Below are 16,318 nucleotides of genomic sequence, written 5' to 3' on the forward strand. Positions count from 1 at the left end.
GGAGCAACCTATCCCGATCGGCGGGGCCGGTCAACGATCCTGCGCCCGGTCTCCATCTCCTGCTCAGCGGAATCCGCCGTCGGACCGGACGATGGTGCCGGTGGTGAAACTCGACGCGTCGCTCGCGAGAAACAGTGCAGCGCCGACGATCTCGTGGGGTTCTCCGATCCGTTGCAGGTGCACGGCCTCGCCCGACTGCCGGATCTGCTCGGGGGACCAGGCATTGGAGATGTCCGTGCGGTACGGGCCGGGCATGAGGGTGTTGACGCGCACCTCGGGGGCGAGCAGATCGGCGAAGCCCTCGGTCATGGCATTGAGGCCGCTCTTGGCGGAGGCGTAGTGGATGAACGCGCCCGAGGGGTGCAGGGAGCCGCTGCTGCTCACGCTGATGATCGTGCCGCTGCCCTGCTCCTTCATCCGGGGTCCGACGAGCTGGGTGAGCCGGAACGGACCCTTGAGGTTGAGGCCCAGCACGCTGTCCCACAGCGACTCGCTGACGTCCGCGATGTTCCGGTAGACCGGCGACATGCCGGCATTGTTGACCAGGATGTCGATGCGCCCGAACATCGCGTACGTGGCGTCGACGAGGCCCTCGATCTCGTCCCAGCGGCCCATGTGGCAACCGTAGGCGAGTGCGCGCCGTCCGGTGGTCTCCTGGATTTCGGCGACCACCTTCTCGCAGTTCTCGATCTTGCGGCTCGCGACGATGACATCGGCGCCGGCTTGCGCGAACGCGAGCGCAATCTCCTTGCCCATGCCCCGGCTGCCGCCGGTGACGAGCGCGACCTTGCCGTCGAGGCGGAATCGATCGAATGGAGCGGGGATCGCGTCGGTCATGGGGCTGCCTCTCGTCCAGAAATGTTGTTCCCATTCTCAAGAATGATATTCTGAACCTATCGGACGGCGCCCCGATCTGGGAAGGGCCCCGCAACGGAAAGCGCCACCCGCGCCCGGAAAGGGCGGGGCGGCGCTTCGGTGCAGCGAGGTTATCGGAGCGCCGACAGTGCGTCGATGCGTTCGACGGCCTCGGTCATGATCCGGTCGATCAACTCCCGGCAGCTCGGCAGGTCGTCGATCATGCCGACCACCTGACCGGACGCCAGCACGCCCGCCTCGGTGTTGCCCTCGACCAGGCCGGCCTTGAGCAGCATCGGGGTGTTCGCGGCCATGATGATCTGCTGCCACGTGCGGTCGCCGGACTTCTTCATGGCAAGGCCGTCCTTGACGAGCGTCGACCACTTCATGCCGGTCATCGACTTGAACTTCATCGCGTTCCTCGTCGCGGCGACGAGTCCCTTTGCGTAGCTGGACTTCTCGAGCGCGTTGACCAGGTCGGTGTTGAGAACCCGGTGCGGCATACCGTCGACCTTCACGGAGACCGTGGTGTCCTGCAGGCCCCGCGAAAGGTACTGCTGCTTCACCGAATCCGGCACGGCGGAGTCGGTGGTGAGCAGGAAGCGGGTACCCATCGCGACCCCCGCCGCACCGTACGCCAGCGCCGCGGCCATGCCGCGACCGTCGAAGAATCCGCCACCGGCGATCACCGGGATGTCGACGGCGTCGAGCACGGACGGCAACAGCAGCGTCGTCGCGACACCGCCGGTGTGGCCGCCGCCTTCGCCGCCCTGCACGATCACCGCGTCCGCGCCCCACGAGGCGACCTTCACCGCGTGCTTGGCGGCACCGATCGACGGGACCACGACGATCCCGTGATCCTTGAGCTTGGCGATCAGATCCTTCTTCGGTGCCAGCGCGAACGAGGCGACCTTGACGTTCTCCCGGATCAGTAGGTCGATGCGCTGCGGGGCGTCCGACGCGTCGGCGCGGATGTTGACCCCGAACGGCTTGTCCGTCAACGACTTCGTCTTCGCGACGGCGGCCTCGAGCTCGTCGTAGGTCATCGTCGCGGACGCGAGGATGCCGAGACCGCCGGCGTTGCAGGTGGCCGCGGTCAGGCGCGGGCCGGACACCCAGCCCATGCCGGTCTGCACGATCGGATGCTCGATGCCGACCAGCTTCGTCAGCGCCGTGTTCACACGAGGGGTGCTCACGCCGAGACCTCGCGGTCGCGCAGGCACTTCGGATCCAGGACCTCGCGGATGATCCGCAGTTCCTCCGCGCTGGGATCGCGGGTGACACCGGCCTCGGCGAGGTCGGCGACCGCGAACGAGGTGTTCTCCGCGACCTCCTCAGCGGTGACACCCGGGTGCAGGCTCAACGCGCGGAAGGTGTGGCCGGGACCGCCGAAGTCGAAGACACCGAGGTTGGTGACGACTCGATACACGTTCAGGTATCTGTATGCCGGGTTCTCCGGGTCGACCTTGTCCCAGCCGACGCCCGCGACGACGTCGACCTTGTCGCAGAACACGCGCTTGTTGTGCTTGCCAACCCAGTAGCTGGTGGCGTGGTTGATGGTGTTGCCGGGGGCCCCGCGCACACCGAACATCTGGCGGGTCGGTTGCTGCAGCGGGCCGAACGCCGACAGGTTCTGGTTGCCGTGCCGGTCGATCTGGTTGGCGCCCATGATGACATGGCGTCGGCCGGACGCGACGACGTCGAACACCTTGCGGAACGGCATCCAGCCCTCGATCGCGCCCTTCCCGCCGACCGCGGGGGTGTCGGCGAGGATCAGCGCCTCACCGTCGGTGATGAGCAGATCCGGCTCGGTGGTCAGACGCGCCAGGCGCGCACCGATCAGCGCCATCGTGGACATCGGGCTGGCCATGATCTCGCCGGCGCCGGCAAAGATGTCGGCGCACGCGATGGCGCAGTACTCGGCGCGAGTGACGGTTTCGGTGGAGGTCATGCCTGCTCCTCGGCGAAGTTCTTGACGGCGGCCTGGTAGTCGCCCTCGGACCCGGACAGGAATCGGTCGACGAACGCCTGCCACGACTCGGGGGTCTTGGCGGCCTCGGCGTAGTGACGCTGGAACTTCTCGTCGCGGCCGTAGGACTCGCCGGCGAGGGTGAAGTGGGCGCCGCCCGGGGCCTCGACGACACCGTCGACCATCATGCGGTTGAGGATCAGCTGCTGCAGCGGAACCTCCTTGACGAGCTGCTCGGTCTCGACGATTTTCTCGACGGAGACGAAGCGCTTCTCGGCGGCCAGGCAGTACAGGTCGTCGAAGTACGGGTCGACGCCCTGGTAGCCCGCATTGCCGTGGGCGTCACCGATGTTGAGGTGCACGAACGCCGCGTCCAGGTTCAGCGCGGGCATCGCGATCAGCGTCTCGCGCTTGCCGGAGGCGTCGGCGTACGGGGAGGTGACGGTCTGCAGTTCGTCGCCCCAGAAGTTCTGCACGTCGGAACCGAGACCGGCGCGGATCGGCAGGAACGGCAGGCGCGCGGCGGCGGCTTCGAGACCACACTTGACCATGCCCTCGTCCATCTCGCGGGCGACGATGGCGCCTTCGGTGCGGGCCTTGGAGAACCACGGGTCGTAGAACGGCGCCGAATCGAGCGATACGAAGCCGTAGTACGCCTTCTTGACCTTGCCGGCCGAGCACAACAGGCCCAGGTCCGGTCCGCCGTAGGTGACGACGGTCAGATCCTTCACATCCGAACGCAGGATCGCGCGCACGAACGCCATCGGCTTGCGCCGCGAACCCCAGCCGCCGAGGCCGATGGTCATGCCGCTGCGCAGCTGTCCGACGGCCTCGTCGAGAGTAATCCTCTTGTCACGCACTTCTTTTCTCTCCCTACTTGTTCGCACGCGGCTTGCCGGTTGCGACGAATTCGTCGCGGTGCTCGTCGGCGACGCCGGCGAGGTTCAGCTCGAAGGTGAAGCCCTGTTCGATGCGGTAGGCGGTCTTCACGTCGACCGGGTCGATGCGGTTGATCGCTTCCTTCGCCCGGCGGATCACGCGGGTGTCCTTGGCGGCGATCAGACCGGCGACCTCGAGTGCGGCGGCGTCGAGTTCGGCGCGCGGCACCACCTTGTAGACGGAGCCGAAGTGGTGCAGCTGCTGTGCCGTGACGTTCTGCGCCGTGTAGTACAGGGTGCGCATCAGGTGCTGCGGCACGAGGCGCGACAGGTGGGTGGCGGCGCCGAGCGCACCGCGGTCGACCTCGGGGAGACCGAAGACCGCGTCGTCGGAGGCGACGATGACATCGGCGTTGCCGACCAGGCCGATGCCGCCGCCCACGCAGAAGCCGTTGACGGCGACCACGACCGGGACCTCGCAGTCGTAGACGGCGGAGAACGCGGCCGCGCAGCCGTGGTTGGCGGCGATGAGGGCGTCGAATCCCTCGGTGGCCTGCATTTCCTTGATGTCGACGCCGGCGTTGAAGCCGCGGCCTTCGGAACGAAGGATCACGACGTGGGTGTCCGGGTCCTTGCCGGCGGCGAGGACAGCGTCGGCAAGTTCGAACCATCCGGCGGACGGAATGGCGTTCACGGGCGGGTAGTCGACGGTGACCGTGGTGATTCCCGCGCCGTCGGAGGTGGAGGTGATGCCCATGGCATGTTCCTTACGTCGGTACCGAACCAAGCGATTGCTTGGTAAGCTAGCACACACCCGCCCCCGGGCACAGATCCGCGATCAGGCGACGGTGGATCGGAACTGCAGGATGGATCGGGCCTCAGCGGCCGGGCTGGTCGTCCTCGGAGGGCCTGCGCCGCACGATCTTGCCGGTTGTATTGCGCGGCAGAAGATTCCGCGTCAGATTCCAGCGCGTGGGTACCTTGAAGTACGCGAGCCGATCGGCGAGATAGGCGGTGAGTTCCTCTTTCGTCGTCTCCGTCCCGGGGGCGAGAACCACGACCGCGCACACCTCCTCACCCCATTCGGGATGCGGAGTACCGCTGACCAGGCATTCGCGCACGGCCGGATGTCCATCGAGCACCCGTTCGACCTCCGACGGGTAGATGTCCTCACCGTTCTGCTGGATCATGTCGGCGCGCCGGCCCAGCAGACGCAGGCGGCCGTTCTCGATCACACCGAGGTCGCCGGTCCGCAGCCACCGATCCGGGGTGATCGCTGCCGCCGTCGCGGCCTCGTCGCCCCAGTAGCCGAGCATCACGAACGGGCTGCGCACGCACACCTCGCCGACGTGACCGTCCGGCAGCCACCCGCCGCGCTCGTCCCGGATCTCCATGCTCACCGTGATGACCGGTGGACCCACCGTGCCCGGATACTGCTCGAGTTCCTGCGCGCTGGCCACCGCGATCGACGTGCTGCACTCGGTCATGCTGTAACTGTCGACGACCGTGTATCGGCCGAACGGCAGCCGCTCCCGCAAACGCTGCTTGAACTCGGGGGACGTCGGTTCCGACGACAGGGTGAACCGGATCAGCGAACCCAGGTCGTATGCGTCCAGATCGGCGACCTCGAGCATCCGCGCCGCCATCGACGGCACCGCGTTCCAATGCGTGATCTGCTCGTTCTCGATGATCTCGAGGACGCGGCGCACGCCGAACCACCCCTGGTTCATCACGACGGTGCTGCCGGTTGCGAGCCGCGGGACGATCGTGTTGTGCAGGCTCGTGATGTGACACAGGGGAGAGGTCAGCAGATACCGCGCTTCCCAGGGGGCGTCCCGGTCGTACACCTCGCCGCTCCACGCCGCGCTGATCGAATCGGCGAAACGATGATAATCGGTGACCGCCAACAGGTTCCGTTGCGAATGCAGCGCACCCTTCGGGTCGCCACTCGTACCCGACGTATAGAGCAGAACCGCCGGATCGTCCTCGTCGACCCGCGGCGCCGGCGGCCGTGCCCCGGCGAACTCGGCGATGAGCCGGGGGAGATCGTCCTCGACGGTCAGCACGACCGTGTCGGGTAGACCGAGACCGGCGACGGACTCGGCGCGCTGCTCGTCCGCGAACAGCACCCGCGGTGCGGAATTGCGGATGCCGAACTCGAGCTCGGGCTGCGCCCACCACGCGTTCAAGCCCACCGTGATCGCGCCGAGCGCCTGCGTCGCCCAGAACGCGGTGACCCATTCGGGCCGGTTCGCCGACAGGATCGCGACACGGTCGCCGACGCCGACGCCGTACCGCTGCTGCAGTGCTGTCGCGAGCGCGTACGCCTCCCGGGCGTGCTCGGCGAACGAGATCCGGCGCGTCGCCGTGACGAGATACTCGCGGTCGCCCCACGCCTGTGAACGCTCCAGCAGATCCGCGACAGCGGTGTCACGGTTCCGCATGACGGGCATCTCGGCGCCGAGCACGTCGCTCATCACGATCTCGAAGGTCCCGCCACGCCCGGTCAGGCGTGAGACCAGCTGCCCGAGGAAGAGCTGAGGATCGGGTGGCACGGTCATTGCGAGCCTCCCTTCTCGACCGAACGTCCGGGCGAAGACTCTCACGCTCGACGCCCCGCCATCCGAACGTACCGGTGAGTGGGAACTGCGCAGATGCCCCGGGTGGCCGCTCCTAACGTGCTTCACCGGACGCCCGCGCGGGGGCGTCCACAACGATTCGGAGGTGGCAGTGCAGACGTTCGCCGAGGTCGTGCGTGCCCGCAAGGGTGACGACAAGGTCGGAGTTCGGTTCGAGGATCAGCAGTGGACCTGGGACGAGGTGGTGCAGCACAGCGCGGATCGTGCCGCCGCGCTCGTCGCGGCCGTGCCGGCGCCGCACGACCGGCAGCGTCACGTCGGCATTCTGCTCGAGAACGTGCCGGACTTCGTGTTCTGGATCGGGGCCGGTGCCCTCGCGGGAGCCGTGGTCGTCGGGATCAACGCCAGCCGCAGCGGGCCCGAGATCGCCGACGACATCCGTCAGGCCGATGTGGACCTGCTCGTCACCGAATCGCGCCTGGCCCACCTCGTCGACGGCACCGGCCACGGGCTGTCCGCCGACCGCATCCTCGACATCGACGCACCCGGCTACGCGCGGTTCCTCGACCCGCACCGCGGGTCCGCGCTGCCCGACACGGTTCCCGCGGCCGACGACCTCGCGTTGTTGCTGTTCAGTTCCGGATCGACCGGCAGGCCGAAGGCCGTGATCGTCACCCAGGGCCGGCTCGGGCGGCTCGTCGACGTGCTCGTCGAACGCACCCACATGCGCCGTGACTCGGTCGCGTACCTGTGCATGCCGCTGTTCCACGGCAATGCCGTCATGCTCAATCTCGGCACCGCGATGCGGGCCGGCGCGACCGTCGGCCTCATACGCAAGTTCTCGGCGAGCCGATTTTCCGAGGACATCCACCGCTTCGGTGCGACCTTCGTCAACTACGTCGGCCGCGCCCTGTCGTACGTGCTGAACCGGCCCGAGGATCCCCGCGACCGCACCGGCACCCTCGAGGTGGCGTTCGGCACCGAAGCGTCCGAAGTGGACGTCGCCCGGTTCTCCGAACGGTTCGGCTGCACCGTCATCGAAGGCTACGGCTCGAGCGAAGGCGTCCTGCGCATCAACCGCACCCCCGACACCCCGACCGGGTCGCTCGGGATCGCCGCCGGCGGCACCGACGCGCGTGTCCTCGACGAGAACACCGGGCTCGAATGCCCCCGTGCCCGGTTCGACGAAACGGGCAGGCTGCTGAATCCGGACGCGGTCGGGCAGATCGTCGCGATCGGCGCGGCCGCATCGTTCGAGGGCTACTACAACAACCCCGGCGCGGTCGCGGACCGGATCCGCGGCGACGACTTCTGGACCGGCGACCTCGGCTACCGCGACTCCGACGGCTACTTCTACTTCGCGGGACGGGCCTCGGACTGGCTGCGGGTGGACAGCGAGAACTTCGCGGCGGCGCCCGTCGAGCGGATCCTGCAGCGCCTCCCCGGTGTGCTGTCGGCACCGGTGTTCCCGGTGCCGGATCCGACCACCGGCGACCAGGTGATGTGCGCCGTCGAACTGGACGCCGGTGCCGTGTTCGACCCCGCCGTGTTCGGGCACGAACTGGCCGCCCAACCGGACATGGGCGACAAGTGGTGGCCGCGGTTCGTGCGGGTCACCGACCGGCTTCCGCTGACCGGCAGCAACAAGATCGACAAGGCGCCGTTGCGGGCCGTCGCGTGGTACACCGACGACCCCGTCTACGTGCGCGTCGGGCGCACAGCCGACTACGTTGCGCTCGACGAGGGGGCCCGCGCCGGCATCGAACGCGACTTCGCGGTGAACGGTCGCGCGGCGTTGCTCCCGGCGCCGGTGGCCTGAGCTCCGGTCCGGGGTCCCACCGAGTGGGACCTGCGATTCGGCCGTCTCCGGGCTCACCTACCGTGAGGGCGATAGAAGCGCGAAAATTCTAGTAGCACTTTCGATTCCACCGACCACCACTGCAGAGAGGACGGCCAGCCGTGAGCTTGGAAACCTCCGGTACTTCCGACATCCGCGAGATCGTCACCGGTACTGCCCCCGCCCGCTTCGCCCGCGGCTGGCACTGCCTCGGGCTGGCGGAGAGCTTCCGGGACGGGAAGCCGCACTCCGTCGAGGCGTTCGGCACCAAGCTCGTCGTGTGGGCCGACGCCGCCGGGCAACTCGCGATCCTCGACGGGTACTGCCGGCACATGGGCGGCGACCTCAGCCAGGGCACGGTCAAGGGCGACGACATCGCCTGCCCGTTCCACGACTGGCGGTGGGGCGGCAAGGGCAAGTGCACGAACATCCCCTACGCCCGCCGGGTCCCGCCGCTCGCGAAGACGCGGGCGTGGCAAACCCTCGACCAGGACGGCCTCCTGTTCGTCTGGCACGATCCGGAAGGCGACCCGCCCCCGCCGGACGTCGCGATCCCCCGTATCGAGGGCGCGCTGTCCGACGAATGGACCGAGTGGGTCTGGTACACCACCGCGGTCGACACCAACTGCCGCGAGATCATCGACAACATCGTCGACATGGCGCACTTCTTCTACGTGCACTACTCGTTCCCGACGTACTTCAAGAACGTGTTCGAAGGCCACGTCGCGACGCAGGTCATGCACGGTCAAGCCCGCGACGACATGCGCCCGAACACCCCGGGCCAGCCGAAACTTCTCGGCAACGAGTCCACCGCGTCGTACTTCGGTCCGTCGTTCATGATCGACGACCTGAAGTACCGGTACGAGGGTTACGACGTCGAGTCGGTGCTGCTCAACTGCCACTATCCGGTGTCCGCCGACAAGTTCGTGCTCATGTACGGCATGATCGTCAAGAAGTCGCCGCAGCTGCCCGCCGAGGTCGCTCTCGAAACCGCGAAGAAGTTCGGTGATTTCATCGCCCGCGGCTTCGAACAGGACATCGAGATCTGGAAGAACAAGACCCGGATCGAAAACCCGCTGCTGTGCGAGGAGGACGGCCCGGTCTACCAGCTGCGCCGCTGGTACGAGCAGTTCTACGTCGATGCCGCGGACGTCGCCCCGGAGATGACCGACCGGTTCGAGTTCGAGATGGACACCACGCGCCCGGTCGCGGCGTGGATGAAGGAAGTCGAGGCGAACGTTGCCGCCCGGGCGGCGCGCGCGACAGGGGCGGACACGGATGCAGCCCCTGCGGTGTAGTGAATGCCGGGCTCAGGTGCTGGTGCGGAAGAACAGCTGGGAGCACACCGAGGTCCAGTGGAATGCGCAGGCGCGGAGCCTCTGCCATGAGTTCGGCAGCGCGTCCGCGTCGGGGCGGCGACCGGGCGCTCCGGTGCTCAGCTGTTCGGCGATGGAAGCGGACCTCACCCGCGCCGCAGCCGAGGGGCTGATCGACGTCCTCGACGACGCACCCATCCCCGGCCCGATCCTCCAGTAGCCCAGTCCGATTCGCGGCGAATCGCGGACCGGCAGTATTCGAAGGACAGTGATGACCGAACCCCTGCAGATAGACAGTGCCCGTTACGGCAAGTGGGCGGTGATCGCCGGCGGCTCCGAGGGAGTCGGTGCAGCCTTCGCCGACGAACTCGGTCGCGCCGGATTCGACCTTCTGCTGATCGCCCGCAAGCCGGGGCCGCTCGAGGACACCGCTGCCGCGGTGCGCAGGCACGGCGTCGAGGTACGCACTCTCGCACTGGATCTGCTCGACGACGATGCCGTCGAGCAGATCCGGACGGCCACTGCGGACCTCGAGGTGGGACTGTTCATCTTCAACGCCGGAGCCAACAGCTACGGCCACGAATTCGTCACCGGCGACCTCGACGGTTTCCGCGGCGTCATCGACCTGAACGTGCACCGGCAGGTCGAACTCGCGCACCTGTTCGGGGCGCGGATGAAGGACATGGGCCGGGGCGGGATCATGCTGCTCGGATCCCTCGCCGGCTACATGGGTTCGGAGCATCAGAGCATCTACGCGGCGTCGAAGGCGTTCAGCCGCGTGTTCGCGGAGAGCCTGTGGCTCGAGCTCGCCCCGTACGGCGTGGATGTCCTCGAACTGATCCTCGGCGTCACCCGCACCCCCGCGATGCAGCGCGCCGGACTGAACTTCGACGTGCCGGGCATGCTCGTGTCCGAGCCGGAGGACGTCGCCCGCGAAGGTCTCGCGCACCTGGCCGACGGCCCGGTCCGGGTTGCGGGCGGCAACTACAAGGCCGCGATCAAGCGCAGCGGCTTCCCTCGCGACGCCATGGTCCGCGGTGCGGCCGAGGCGATGCGCGCACTGCTCAACCGCTGACCCCCCGTGCGCGTTTTCGGTAGTTCCCGCTACCGGAAGCGCGCACGAGGAGTGTTATGGAAGACGTCCACGACATATGTTGGGCGTCTTCCTTTTTGGTCCCTGCTTCCCCCGCGCTCATCAAGGATTTCGGCAGCGACGCCACGACGGGCGCGTATCGCCGAAGCCCGTGCGGGTGGCGGAGGCTGCCACGGCAAGCCGTGGCCGCAGCGTCCGGTCGTCCGTGAGCCGGAGTCGGACGACTACGTTCGACCGGCGTCCCACCTGACGTCCGCGCTGGACCATCGTCGCCGATGACCCGTGCGTGGTTTTGGTAGTTCCAACTACCGAAACCACGCACGGGTCCGGGGGTCACGTCAGGGTGCGCGCGTGCACGCCCTGATCGAATTCGGGGAGTGGACCACCGGCACGCAGGGTCGCGGCGAGGTGCGGATCGGCCAGATGCAGGCGGCCGATCGCGGCGAGATCGAACTCGCCTGCGGCGAGCCGGCGCTCGAGTTCGGGAATGTTGTCGCGGGACGGGGCGGCCGCGCCGAGACGGGTTTCCCGCAACGTGGTCGCGATACCGACGCTGCCGACGGCCATCGACATCGCGCCGGTGAGTTTCTTCGCCCACCCGGCGAGCGACAGGTCGCTGCCCTCGAAGGCGGGGTCGTCGAAGCGGCGGATGCTCGCGTCGAAGACATCGACGCCCGCGGCGGCGAGCGCGCCGAGGATCGTGCCCAGCTCCTCCGGTGTTTCCGCGATCCGCGCGGTGTAGTCCTGCTGCTTGTGCTGCGAGAACCGGAAGAAGACGGGTGTGTCCTCGCCGATCTCGGCCCGGATCGCCGCGACCACCGCGGCCGGGAAGCGGGTGCGTCGCCCTAGGTCGCCGCCCCAGTCGTCGTCGCGGCGGTTGGTGCTCGCCCACAGGAACGCGTCGAGCAGGTAGCCGTGACCGCCGTGCAGTGCGATCCCGTCGAACCCGACGTCCAGCGCGGCGCGCGCCGCGCGCGTGTACGCGGAGATCACGTCGGCGATGTCGTCGGCGGTCATCGGCCGGCACGGCCGCGACGCCTGCGTGACGTACTCGTCCGGGTACGTCGTGACGCCGGGCTCCCCCCACAGGCCCGAGGGCCGCATCGGCGTCAGGTCCGGATCGACTGTGCGGGTCATCGCGCCCCACAGCGGCCCGACGTGCCACAGCTGCGGGATGATCCGGCCGCCTTCGGCGTGGACGGCGTCGACGACGCGCCGCCAGCCGTCGAGGGCGTCGTCGCCGTGCATTCGCGGGACCCGCGGATTGTCGACGGCGGTCGGATGGTCGATCGCGACTCCCTCGGTGACGATCAGGCCCGTGCCGCCGCCGGCACGGCGCCGGTAGTACTCGGCGACGTCGCGTCCCGGCACGCCGCCGGGGGAGTGCGACCGGGTCATCGGCGACATCACGATGCGGTTGGGCAGCTCGAGCGAACGCACCGCGAGAGGGCGGAAGAGCGGGGACAGGGTACTCGTCATGCGCTTATCGGGAACTTTCGTCGATACCGGACGGGGTTTCGGGAGAGGCGGATTCGAACGTGACACCGGCTTCGCCGGCGAACTCGTGCAGCGCCGCGAGCTGATCGCAGTAGTGGTCCGCGTCGGTGGAGACGAACGTCGCGCTCACGACGGTGGCGCCGACCGCGCAGCGACGTTCGAGGGCGCGCAGGGTGGCGTCGCGGTCACCGAGCGGATCGAGTGGGCGACCGCTGTCGAGGACGACCTCGAATCCGGCCGGCAGATCCGCCTTGCGGAGCATCTCGTCGATCTGCTGCACGGTGAGGCCGAACGGCAGCCAGCCGTCGCCGAGCGTGACCGCGCGCCGCAGCGACCGGGTGGTGCGGCCGCCGATCCAGAACGGCACCCGCGGCTGTACCGCGTGCGGTCGCACCTCGACGTCCGCGTAGTCGTAGAAGGTGCCGTGGAACTCGGGATACGGGGTCGACAGCCCGCCGCGCAGGGCGAGGAGGGCTTCGTCGGCGCGGGCGCCACGGTCCGCGAAGGGCGCGTCGAGCAGCGCGAACTCCTCTGCGAGGCTGCCGACGCCCAGCCCGAGGATCAGGCGACCGCCGCTGACCGCGTCGAGGGTGCCGTAGCGCTTGGCGATCTCGAGGGGATGGTGGTAGCCGAGCACGAGCACGCGGGTGTTGAGCCTGATCCGGCGGGTGCGTGCCGCGAGGTAGCCGAACGTCGCGAGCGGATCCCAGTAGACGCCGCCGCGTTCGGCGGCGATCCGGGTGGGGACGGCAACGTGTTCGCTGCAGGTGACATGGTGGTAGCCGAGCCGGTCGGCGGTCTCGGCGACGCGTGCGAGTTCGTCGATGCCGGCGTGGCGCTCCCACTCGGTGCGGGAGGCGGGGTGGTCGATGACCACGGGCGATGTGACCCCTATGTGCATGCGCGAACCCCTCGTACCGAACCCCGGCGCGCGCCCGCGTCACCGGCTGCCGGCGGCGTGGGTGTGGAGCGCGTGATCGTCTTCCCGATCGTTGTACCCGGTCGGATCGACGGAGGTCGCCGCAGCTTCCTGCTCAGTGGGATGTTGTGGATCCGGCACCGATCGGTGATAATTGTTGCGCCGGTCACAAGAATGAATTTCAGTCTCACGGACCCCGGCCTCGGCCGAGGGGCTGGAGGAGGTAACAGCGATGCTCGAATCCGGAAATGCCGCAGCCGAATACGCGTCCGCACCGGAGTCGCGGAACGGGTCGTCGGAGTCGCAGCGGGAACTGCCCGCGTCCATGGTCGAGCGCATGACGCTGATCCTCGACGCGTTCGACGGTGCCTCCTCCCGGCTGACCCTCGAGGAAGTGGCCTGCCGCACCGGGCTGCCTCGTTCCACCGTCCACCGCATCCTCGACCAGATGGTCCGCCTCGAGTGGGTCGACCACGCGTCGTTCGGCTACTGTCTCGGCCGCCGCGCCACGTCCCTCGGCGCCGGCGACAGCGGCCACGGCCGCATTCGCGAGGCCGCGGCCCCGGTCCTCCACGAACTGCACCTGCAGACCGGGATGGTCGCGCACCTCGCGATCCTCGACCGCGGCGAGATCGTCTACCTCGACAAGGTCGGCGGGCAGCTCGCCGCCACCCTGACCTCCCGCGTCGGCGGCCGTGTCGCCGCCCACGCGACCGCGTGCGGAAAGGCGATCCTCGCCGGTCTGCAGCCCGAGCACATCGACGCGCTGTACGGCGCCGGCTTGCCGCGCCGCACCGACCGCACCATTTCCGACCTCGCCGTGCTGCACCGCGAGCTGGGCCGCATCCGGCAGCGTCACGGGCTGGCGTACGAAACCGGCGAGGCGATGGCCGGCATGGCGTGCGTCGGCGCGCCCGTCCGCAGCCCGCAGGGGCCGGTCGCGGGCATCTCGCTGTGCGGCCCGGCGCGTCCCGGTCACCTCGACCGCATCGCGCCACTGGTCGCCGACGCTGCGCGCGACGTCTCGCGCATGCTCCACCCCGAACTGGGGGCGCCGCGCCGCGCCCGCCGCCTCACCGAGGATTCGGCGTCCTTCGTGCTGCCGGACACGGCCGAACAGTTCGTCGCCGGAAGAACCGGGGCATGGGCCTAGCGATCGGTCCCGTTCACCGGGAGCCTGCGCGCACCGCGTCGGCGTCGCTGGGAATGTACCGATCATGACGACGGACCTGAGTTGCGAGGAGACCGCGAAGTCCATCACGACCGACCGTGGTGTCCTCCGATACCACGAAGCCGGCGACGGACCGCCCCTGCTGCTGCTGCACGGCTCCGGTCCGGGAGTGACCGGCTGGCGCAACTACCGCGGTGTGCTCGCCGACCTCGCCGGGCACTTCCGTTGCCTCGTCCTCGAATTCCCCGGATTCGGCGTCAGCGACCCGTGCAAGGGGCATCCCATGGCGATGGCCCGCCACGCGGTCACCGATTTCCTCGACGCGCTCGGGATCGATCGCGTTTCGATCATCGGCAACTCGATGGGCGGCATCGTCGGAACCCAGTTCGCCATCGCCGAACCCGACCGGGTGCACAAGCTCGTCACGATCGGTGGCGCCGGCCGCTCGGTGTTCGCACCGTCGCCCGGTGAGGGCATCCGGCTGCTGATGGAGTTCACGGACGACCCGACGCGCGAGAAGCTCGTCCGCTGGCTCCGCTCGATGGTGTACGACCCGGCGGTCATCACCGACGAATTGATCCAGGAGCGATGGGAACTCGCCACCGAACCCGAGACCCTCGAGATCGCCCGCCGGATGTACAGCACCGCCGCGTTCGAAGCCGGTACCCGCGCGGCGCTCGCGTCCACCGACACGCCCTACTGGGCGCAGCTCGGCAAGATCACCGCGCCGACGCTCATCACGTGGGGTCGCGACGATCGCGTCAGCCCCGTGGACATGGCGATGCTCCCGATGCGCGAGCTGCGCAACGGCGAACTGCACGTGTTCCCCAACTGCGGGCACTGGACGATGATCGAGGCCCGCGACGCGTGGCTCGACGCCGTTCTCGCCTTCCTCAACCGCAAGGACGCGTGAGCGATAACGCTCACCGCACCCCGATCCCGCTCGGCGGGCGCGACTTCCACCGGATGTCCGCCCGGGTGAATCCGGGCACCACACTAGAAAGCCGGTAGATCATGGGACAGGTTCTCGACTCCATCACCCCGTTCGCCGAGGAGATCCGCGCCGACGGCGCCGAAGGCGACAAGCTCATGCGGCTCACCGATCGCAGCGCCAAGCGCCTGCGTGACTCGGGGGTCATCAGGATGCTCCAGCCCGCCGAGTTCGGTGGTCTCGAAGCGCATCCGCGCGAATTCGCCGAGACTGCAATGGGGCTCGGAGCCATGGACGGGGCGACCGGCTGGGTCTCCGGCATCGTCGGCGTGCACCCCTGGGAGATGGCGTTCTTCGATCCCAAGGCGCAGGAAGAGGTCTGGGGCAACGATCCCGACACGTGGATCGCCTCGCCGTATGCCCCGATGGGCGTCGCCACCCCCGTCGACGGCGGCTACATCCTCAACGGCCGCTGGTCCTTCTCGTCCGGCACCGATCACTGCGATTGGGTCATGATCGGCGCGGCGGTCGGCGACAAGGACGGCAATCGGGTCAGCCCGCCGAAGTCCCTGCACGTGCTGGTGCCGCGCTCGGACTACCGCATCGACCAGGACAGCTGGAACGTCGTGGGGCTGCGCGGCACCGGGTCCAAGGACCTCATCATCGAGAACGCCTTCCTGCCCGAGTACCGGACCCTGTCCGCCGAACGCGTCATGGGCGGTGTCGCCTGGCGCGACGCCGGTCGCGACGAGACGCTCTACCGGTTCCCATTCTCGTGCATCTTCCCGCTCGGCATCACCTCGTCGCTGATCGGCATCGCCGAAGGCGCCCTCAACTGCTACATCGAAACTCAGAAGTCGCGGGTGACCGTGTCCGGCACCGCGATCAAGCAGGACCCGTACGTGCTGTCCGCGCTCGGTGACGCGGCCGCCGAGATCGCCGCGTCCCGCGCCGCGATCCTCGAGACCGTCGACCGCTTCTGGGACATGACTGAGAAGGGCCGGGAGGTCACGTTCGAGATGCGGGCCATCGGCCGGCGCACCCAGACCGCCGCGGCCTGGCGCGCCGCGCGCGCCGTCGACGAGATCTTCGCGCGTGCCGGGGGCGGCGCGCTGCAGCTCACCAACCCGTTGCAGCGGTTCTGGCGCGATGCCCACGCGGGTCTGAGTCACGCCATCCACGTGCCGGGCTCGATCTTCCACGCGGCCACTCTCACCCAGCTCGGTGAGGAACCGCAGGGCATGATGCGCTCGATGATCTGACCGCCGAATCC

Annotated in this window: 15 protein-coding genes; 7 read left to right on the forward strand and 8 right to left on the reverse strand. The window is 68.6% G+C overall.

The annotated features are described in order from the left end of the window. Positions 1–63 precede the first annotated feature (63 nt). The 6 genes from RZ1_RS04220 to casG all read right to left on the reverse strand — a co-directional run bounded on the left by RZ1_RS04220 (position 64) and on the right by casG (position 6,263). Positions 64–837 (reverse strand): SDR family NAD(P)-dependent oxidoreductase, encoded by a 774-nt coding sequence (locus RZ1_RS04220; RefSeq protein WP_072809524.1) that lies wholly within the window; start codon positions 835–837, stop codon positions 64–66. Positions 838–986: 149 nt separating this feature from the next. Then, positions 987–2,051, reverse strand: coding sequence for an NAD(P)H-dependent flavin oxidoreductase (locus tag RZ1_RS04225; RefSeq protein ID WP_072809526.1), 1,065 nt, complete (start codon positions 2,049–2,051; stop codon positions 987–989). Continuing rightward, positions 2,048–2,806, reverse strand: coding sequence for a CoA-transferase subunit beta (locus tag RZ1_RS04230; RefSeq protein WP_072809527.1), 759 nt, complete (start codon positions 2,804–2,806; stop codon positions 2,048–2,050). Before RZ1_RS04230 ends, RZ1_RS04225 begins: the two co-directional genes overlap by 4 nt. Continuing rightward, entirely contained in the window at positions 2,803–3,684 is an 882-nt protein-coding gene (gene ipdA / locus RZ1_RS04235) for a cholesterol ring-cleaving hydrolase subunit IpdA (protein ID WP_139281764.1), read from the reverse strand. Before ipdA ends, RZ1_RS04230 begins: the two co-directional genes overlap by 4 nt. A gap of 13 nt (positions 3,685–3,697) precedes the next feature. Next, entirely contained in the window at positions 3,698–4,459 is a 762-nt protein-coding gene (gene echA20, locus RZ1_RS04240; protein WP_072809529.1) for a (7aS)-7a-methyl-1,5-dioxo-2,3,5,6,7,7a-hexahydro-1H-indene-carboxyl-CoA hydrolase, read from the reverse strand. 121 nt (positions 4,460–4,580) lie between these two features. Next, positions 4,581–6,263, reverse strand: coding sequence for a steroid-24-oyl-CoA synthetase (gene casG / locus RZ1_RS04245; protein ID WP_072809530.1), 1,683 nt, complete (start codon positions 6,261–6,263; stop codon positions 4,581–4,583). 163 nt (positions 6,264–6,426) lie between these two features. Here casG and RZ1_RS04250 point away from each other — a divergent pair, with 163 nt between their 5' ends. The 4 genes from RZ1_RS04250 (at position 6,427) to RZ1_RS04265 (ending at position 10,509) form a co-directional block, all read left to right on the forward strand. Beyond that, positions 6,427–8,100, forward strand: a complete 1,674-nt coding sequence (locus RZ1_RS04250) for an AMP-binding protein (RefSeq protein ID WP_372481609.1) — start codon at positions 6,427–6,429, stop codon at positions 8,098–8,100. 140 nt (positions 8,101–8,240) lie between these two features. Beyond that, positions 8,241–9,416: a 3-ketosteroid-9-alpha-monooxygenase, oxygenase component gene (locus RZ1_RS04255; RefSeq protein WP_072809532.1), complete on the forward strand. Its 1,176-nt coding sequence runs from the start codon at positions 8,241–8,243 to the stop codon at positions 9,414–9,416. Between the two features lie 22 nt (positions 9,417–9,438). Continuing rightward, positions 9,439–9,654, forward strand: a complete 216-nt coding sequence (locus RZ1_RS04260) for a hypothetical protein (RefSeq protein ID WP_371305136.1) — start codon at positions 9,439–9,441, stop codon at positions 9,652–9,654. A gap of 51 nt (positions 9,655–9,705) precedes the next feature. Beyond that, a complete protein-coding gene (locus tag RZ1_RS04265) occupies positions 9,706–10,509 on the forward strand; it encodes an SDR family NAD(P)-dependent oxidoreductase (RefSeq protein WP_072809535.1) in 804 nt (267 codons plus the stop codon). A 351-nt stretch (positions 10,510–10,860) separates the two neighbouring features. On the opposite strand, the gene RZ1_RS04270 is transcribed toward RZ1_RS04265, so the two are convergent. Then, on the reverse strand, positions 10,861–12,006 hold the full coding sequence (locus RZ1_RS04270; RefSeq protein ID WP_072809536.1) for an NADH:flavin oxidoreductase: 1,146 nt from the start codon (positions 12,004–12,006) through the stop codon (positions 10,861–10,863). Positions 12,007–12,010: 4 nt separating this feature from the next. Next, a complete protein-coding gene (locus RZ1_RS04275; RefSeq protein WP_072809538.1) occupies positions 12,011–12,925 on the reverse strand; it encodes an LLM class F420-dependent oxidoreductase in 915 nt (304 codons plus the stop codon). A 343-nt stretch (positions 12,926–13,268) separates the two neighbouring features. Here RZ1_RS04275 and RZ1_RS04280 point away from each other — a divergent pair, with 343 nt between their 5' ends. From RZ1_RS04280 to RZ1_RS04290, 3 genes are all read left to right on the forward strand, one after another. Then, positions 13,269–14,096 carry an IclR family transcriptional regulator gene (locus RZ1_RS04280; protein WP_244899314.1) on the forward strand — a complete coding sequence of 276 codons (828 nt, stop codon included), beginning with the start codon at positions 13,269–13,271 and terminating at the stop codon, positions 14,094–14,096. Positions 14,097–14,160: 64 nt separating this feature from the next. Next, positions 14,161–15,027, forward strand: a complete 867-nt coding sequence (locus RZ1_RS04285) for an alpha/beta fold hydrolase (RefSeq protein ID WP_072809541.1) — start codon at positions 14,161–14,163, stop codon at positions 15,025–15,027. Between the two features lie 101 nt (positions 15,028–15,128). Then, entirely contained in the window at positions 15,129–16,307 is a 1,179-nt protein-coding gene (locus RZ1_RS04290; protein WP_072809543.1) for an acyl-CoA dehydrogenase family protein, read from the forward strand. The last annotated feature ends 11 nt before the right edge of the window (positions 16,308–16,318 follow it).

It is taken from the genome of Rhodococcus zopfii NBRC 100606 = JCM 9919, assembly GCF_001895025.1.
Lineage (GTDB): Bacteria > Actinomycetota > Actinomycetes > Mycobacteriales > Mycobacteriaceae > Rhodococcus > Rhodococcus zopfii.

Coding starts and splice junctions, on each gene's coding strand:
- RZ1_RS04280 (WP_244899314.1), top strand. CDS start 13,269: ATGGTCGAGCGCATGACGCTGATCCTCGACGCGTTCGACGGTGCCTCC.
- casG (WP_072809530.1), bottom strand. CDS start 6,263: ATGACCGTGCCACCCGATCCTCAGCTCTTCCTCGGGCAGCTGGTCTCA.
- RZ1_RS04285 (WP_072809541.1), top strand. CDS start 14,161: ATGACGACGGACCTGAGTTGCGAGGAGACCGCGAAGTCCATCACGACC.
- echA20 (WP_072809529.1), bottom strand. CDS start 4,459: ATGGGCATCACCTCCACCTCCGACGGCGCGGGAATCACCACGGTCACC.
- RZ1_RS04275 (WP_072809538.1), bottom strand. CDS start 12,925: ATGCACATAGGGGTCACATCGCCCGTGGTCATCGACCACCCCGCCTCC.
- RZ1_RS04230 (WP_072809527.1), bottom strand. CDS start 2,806: ATGACCTCCACCGAAACCGTCACTCGCGCCGAGTACTGCGCCATCGCG.
- RZ1_RS04220 (WP_072809524.1), bottom strand. CDS start 837: ATGACCGACGCGATCCCCGCTCCATTCGATCGATTCCGCCTCGACGGC.
- RZ1_RS04265 (WP_072809535.1), top strand. CDS start 9,706: ATGACCGAACCCCTGCAGATAGACAGTGCCCGTTACGGCAAGTGGGCG.
- RZ1_RS04290 (WP_072809543.1), top strand. CDS start 15,129: ATGGGACAGGTTCTCGACTCCATCACCCCGTTCGCCGAGGAGATCCGC.
- RZ1_RS04270 (WP_072809536.1), bottom strand. CDS start 12,006: ATGACGAGTACCCTGTCCCCGCTCTTCCGCCCTCTCGCGGTGCGTTCG.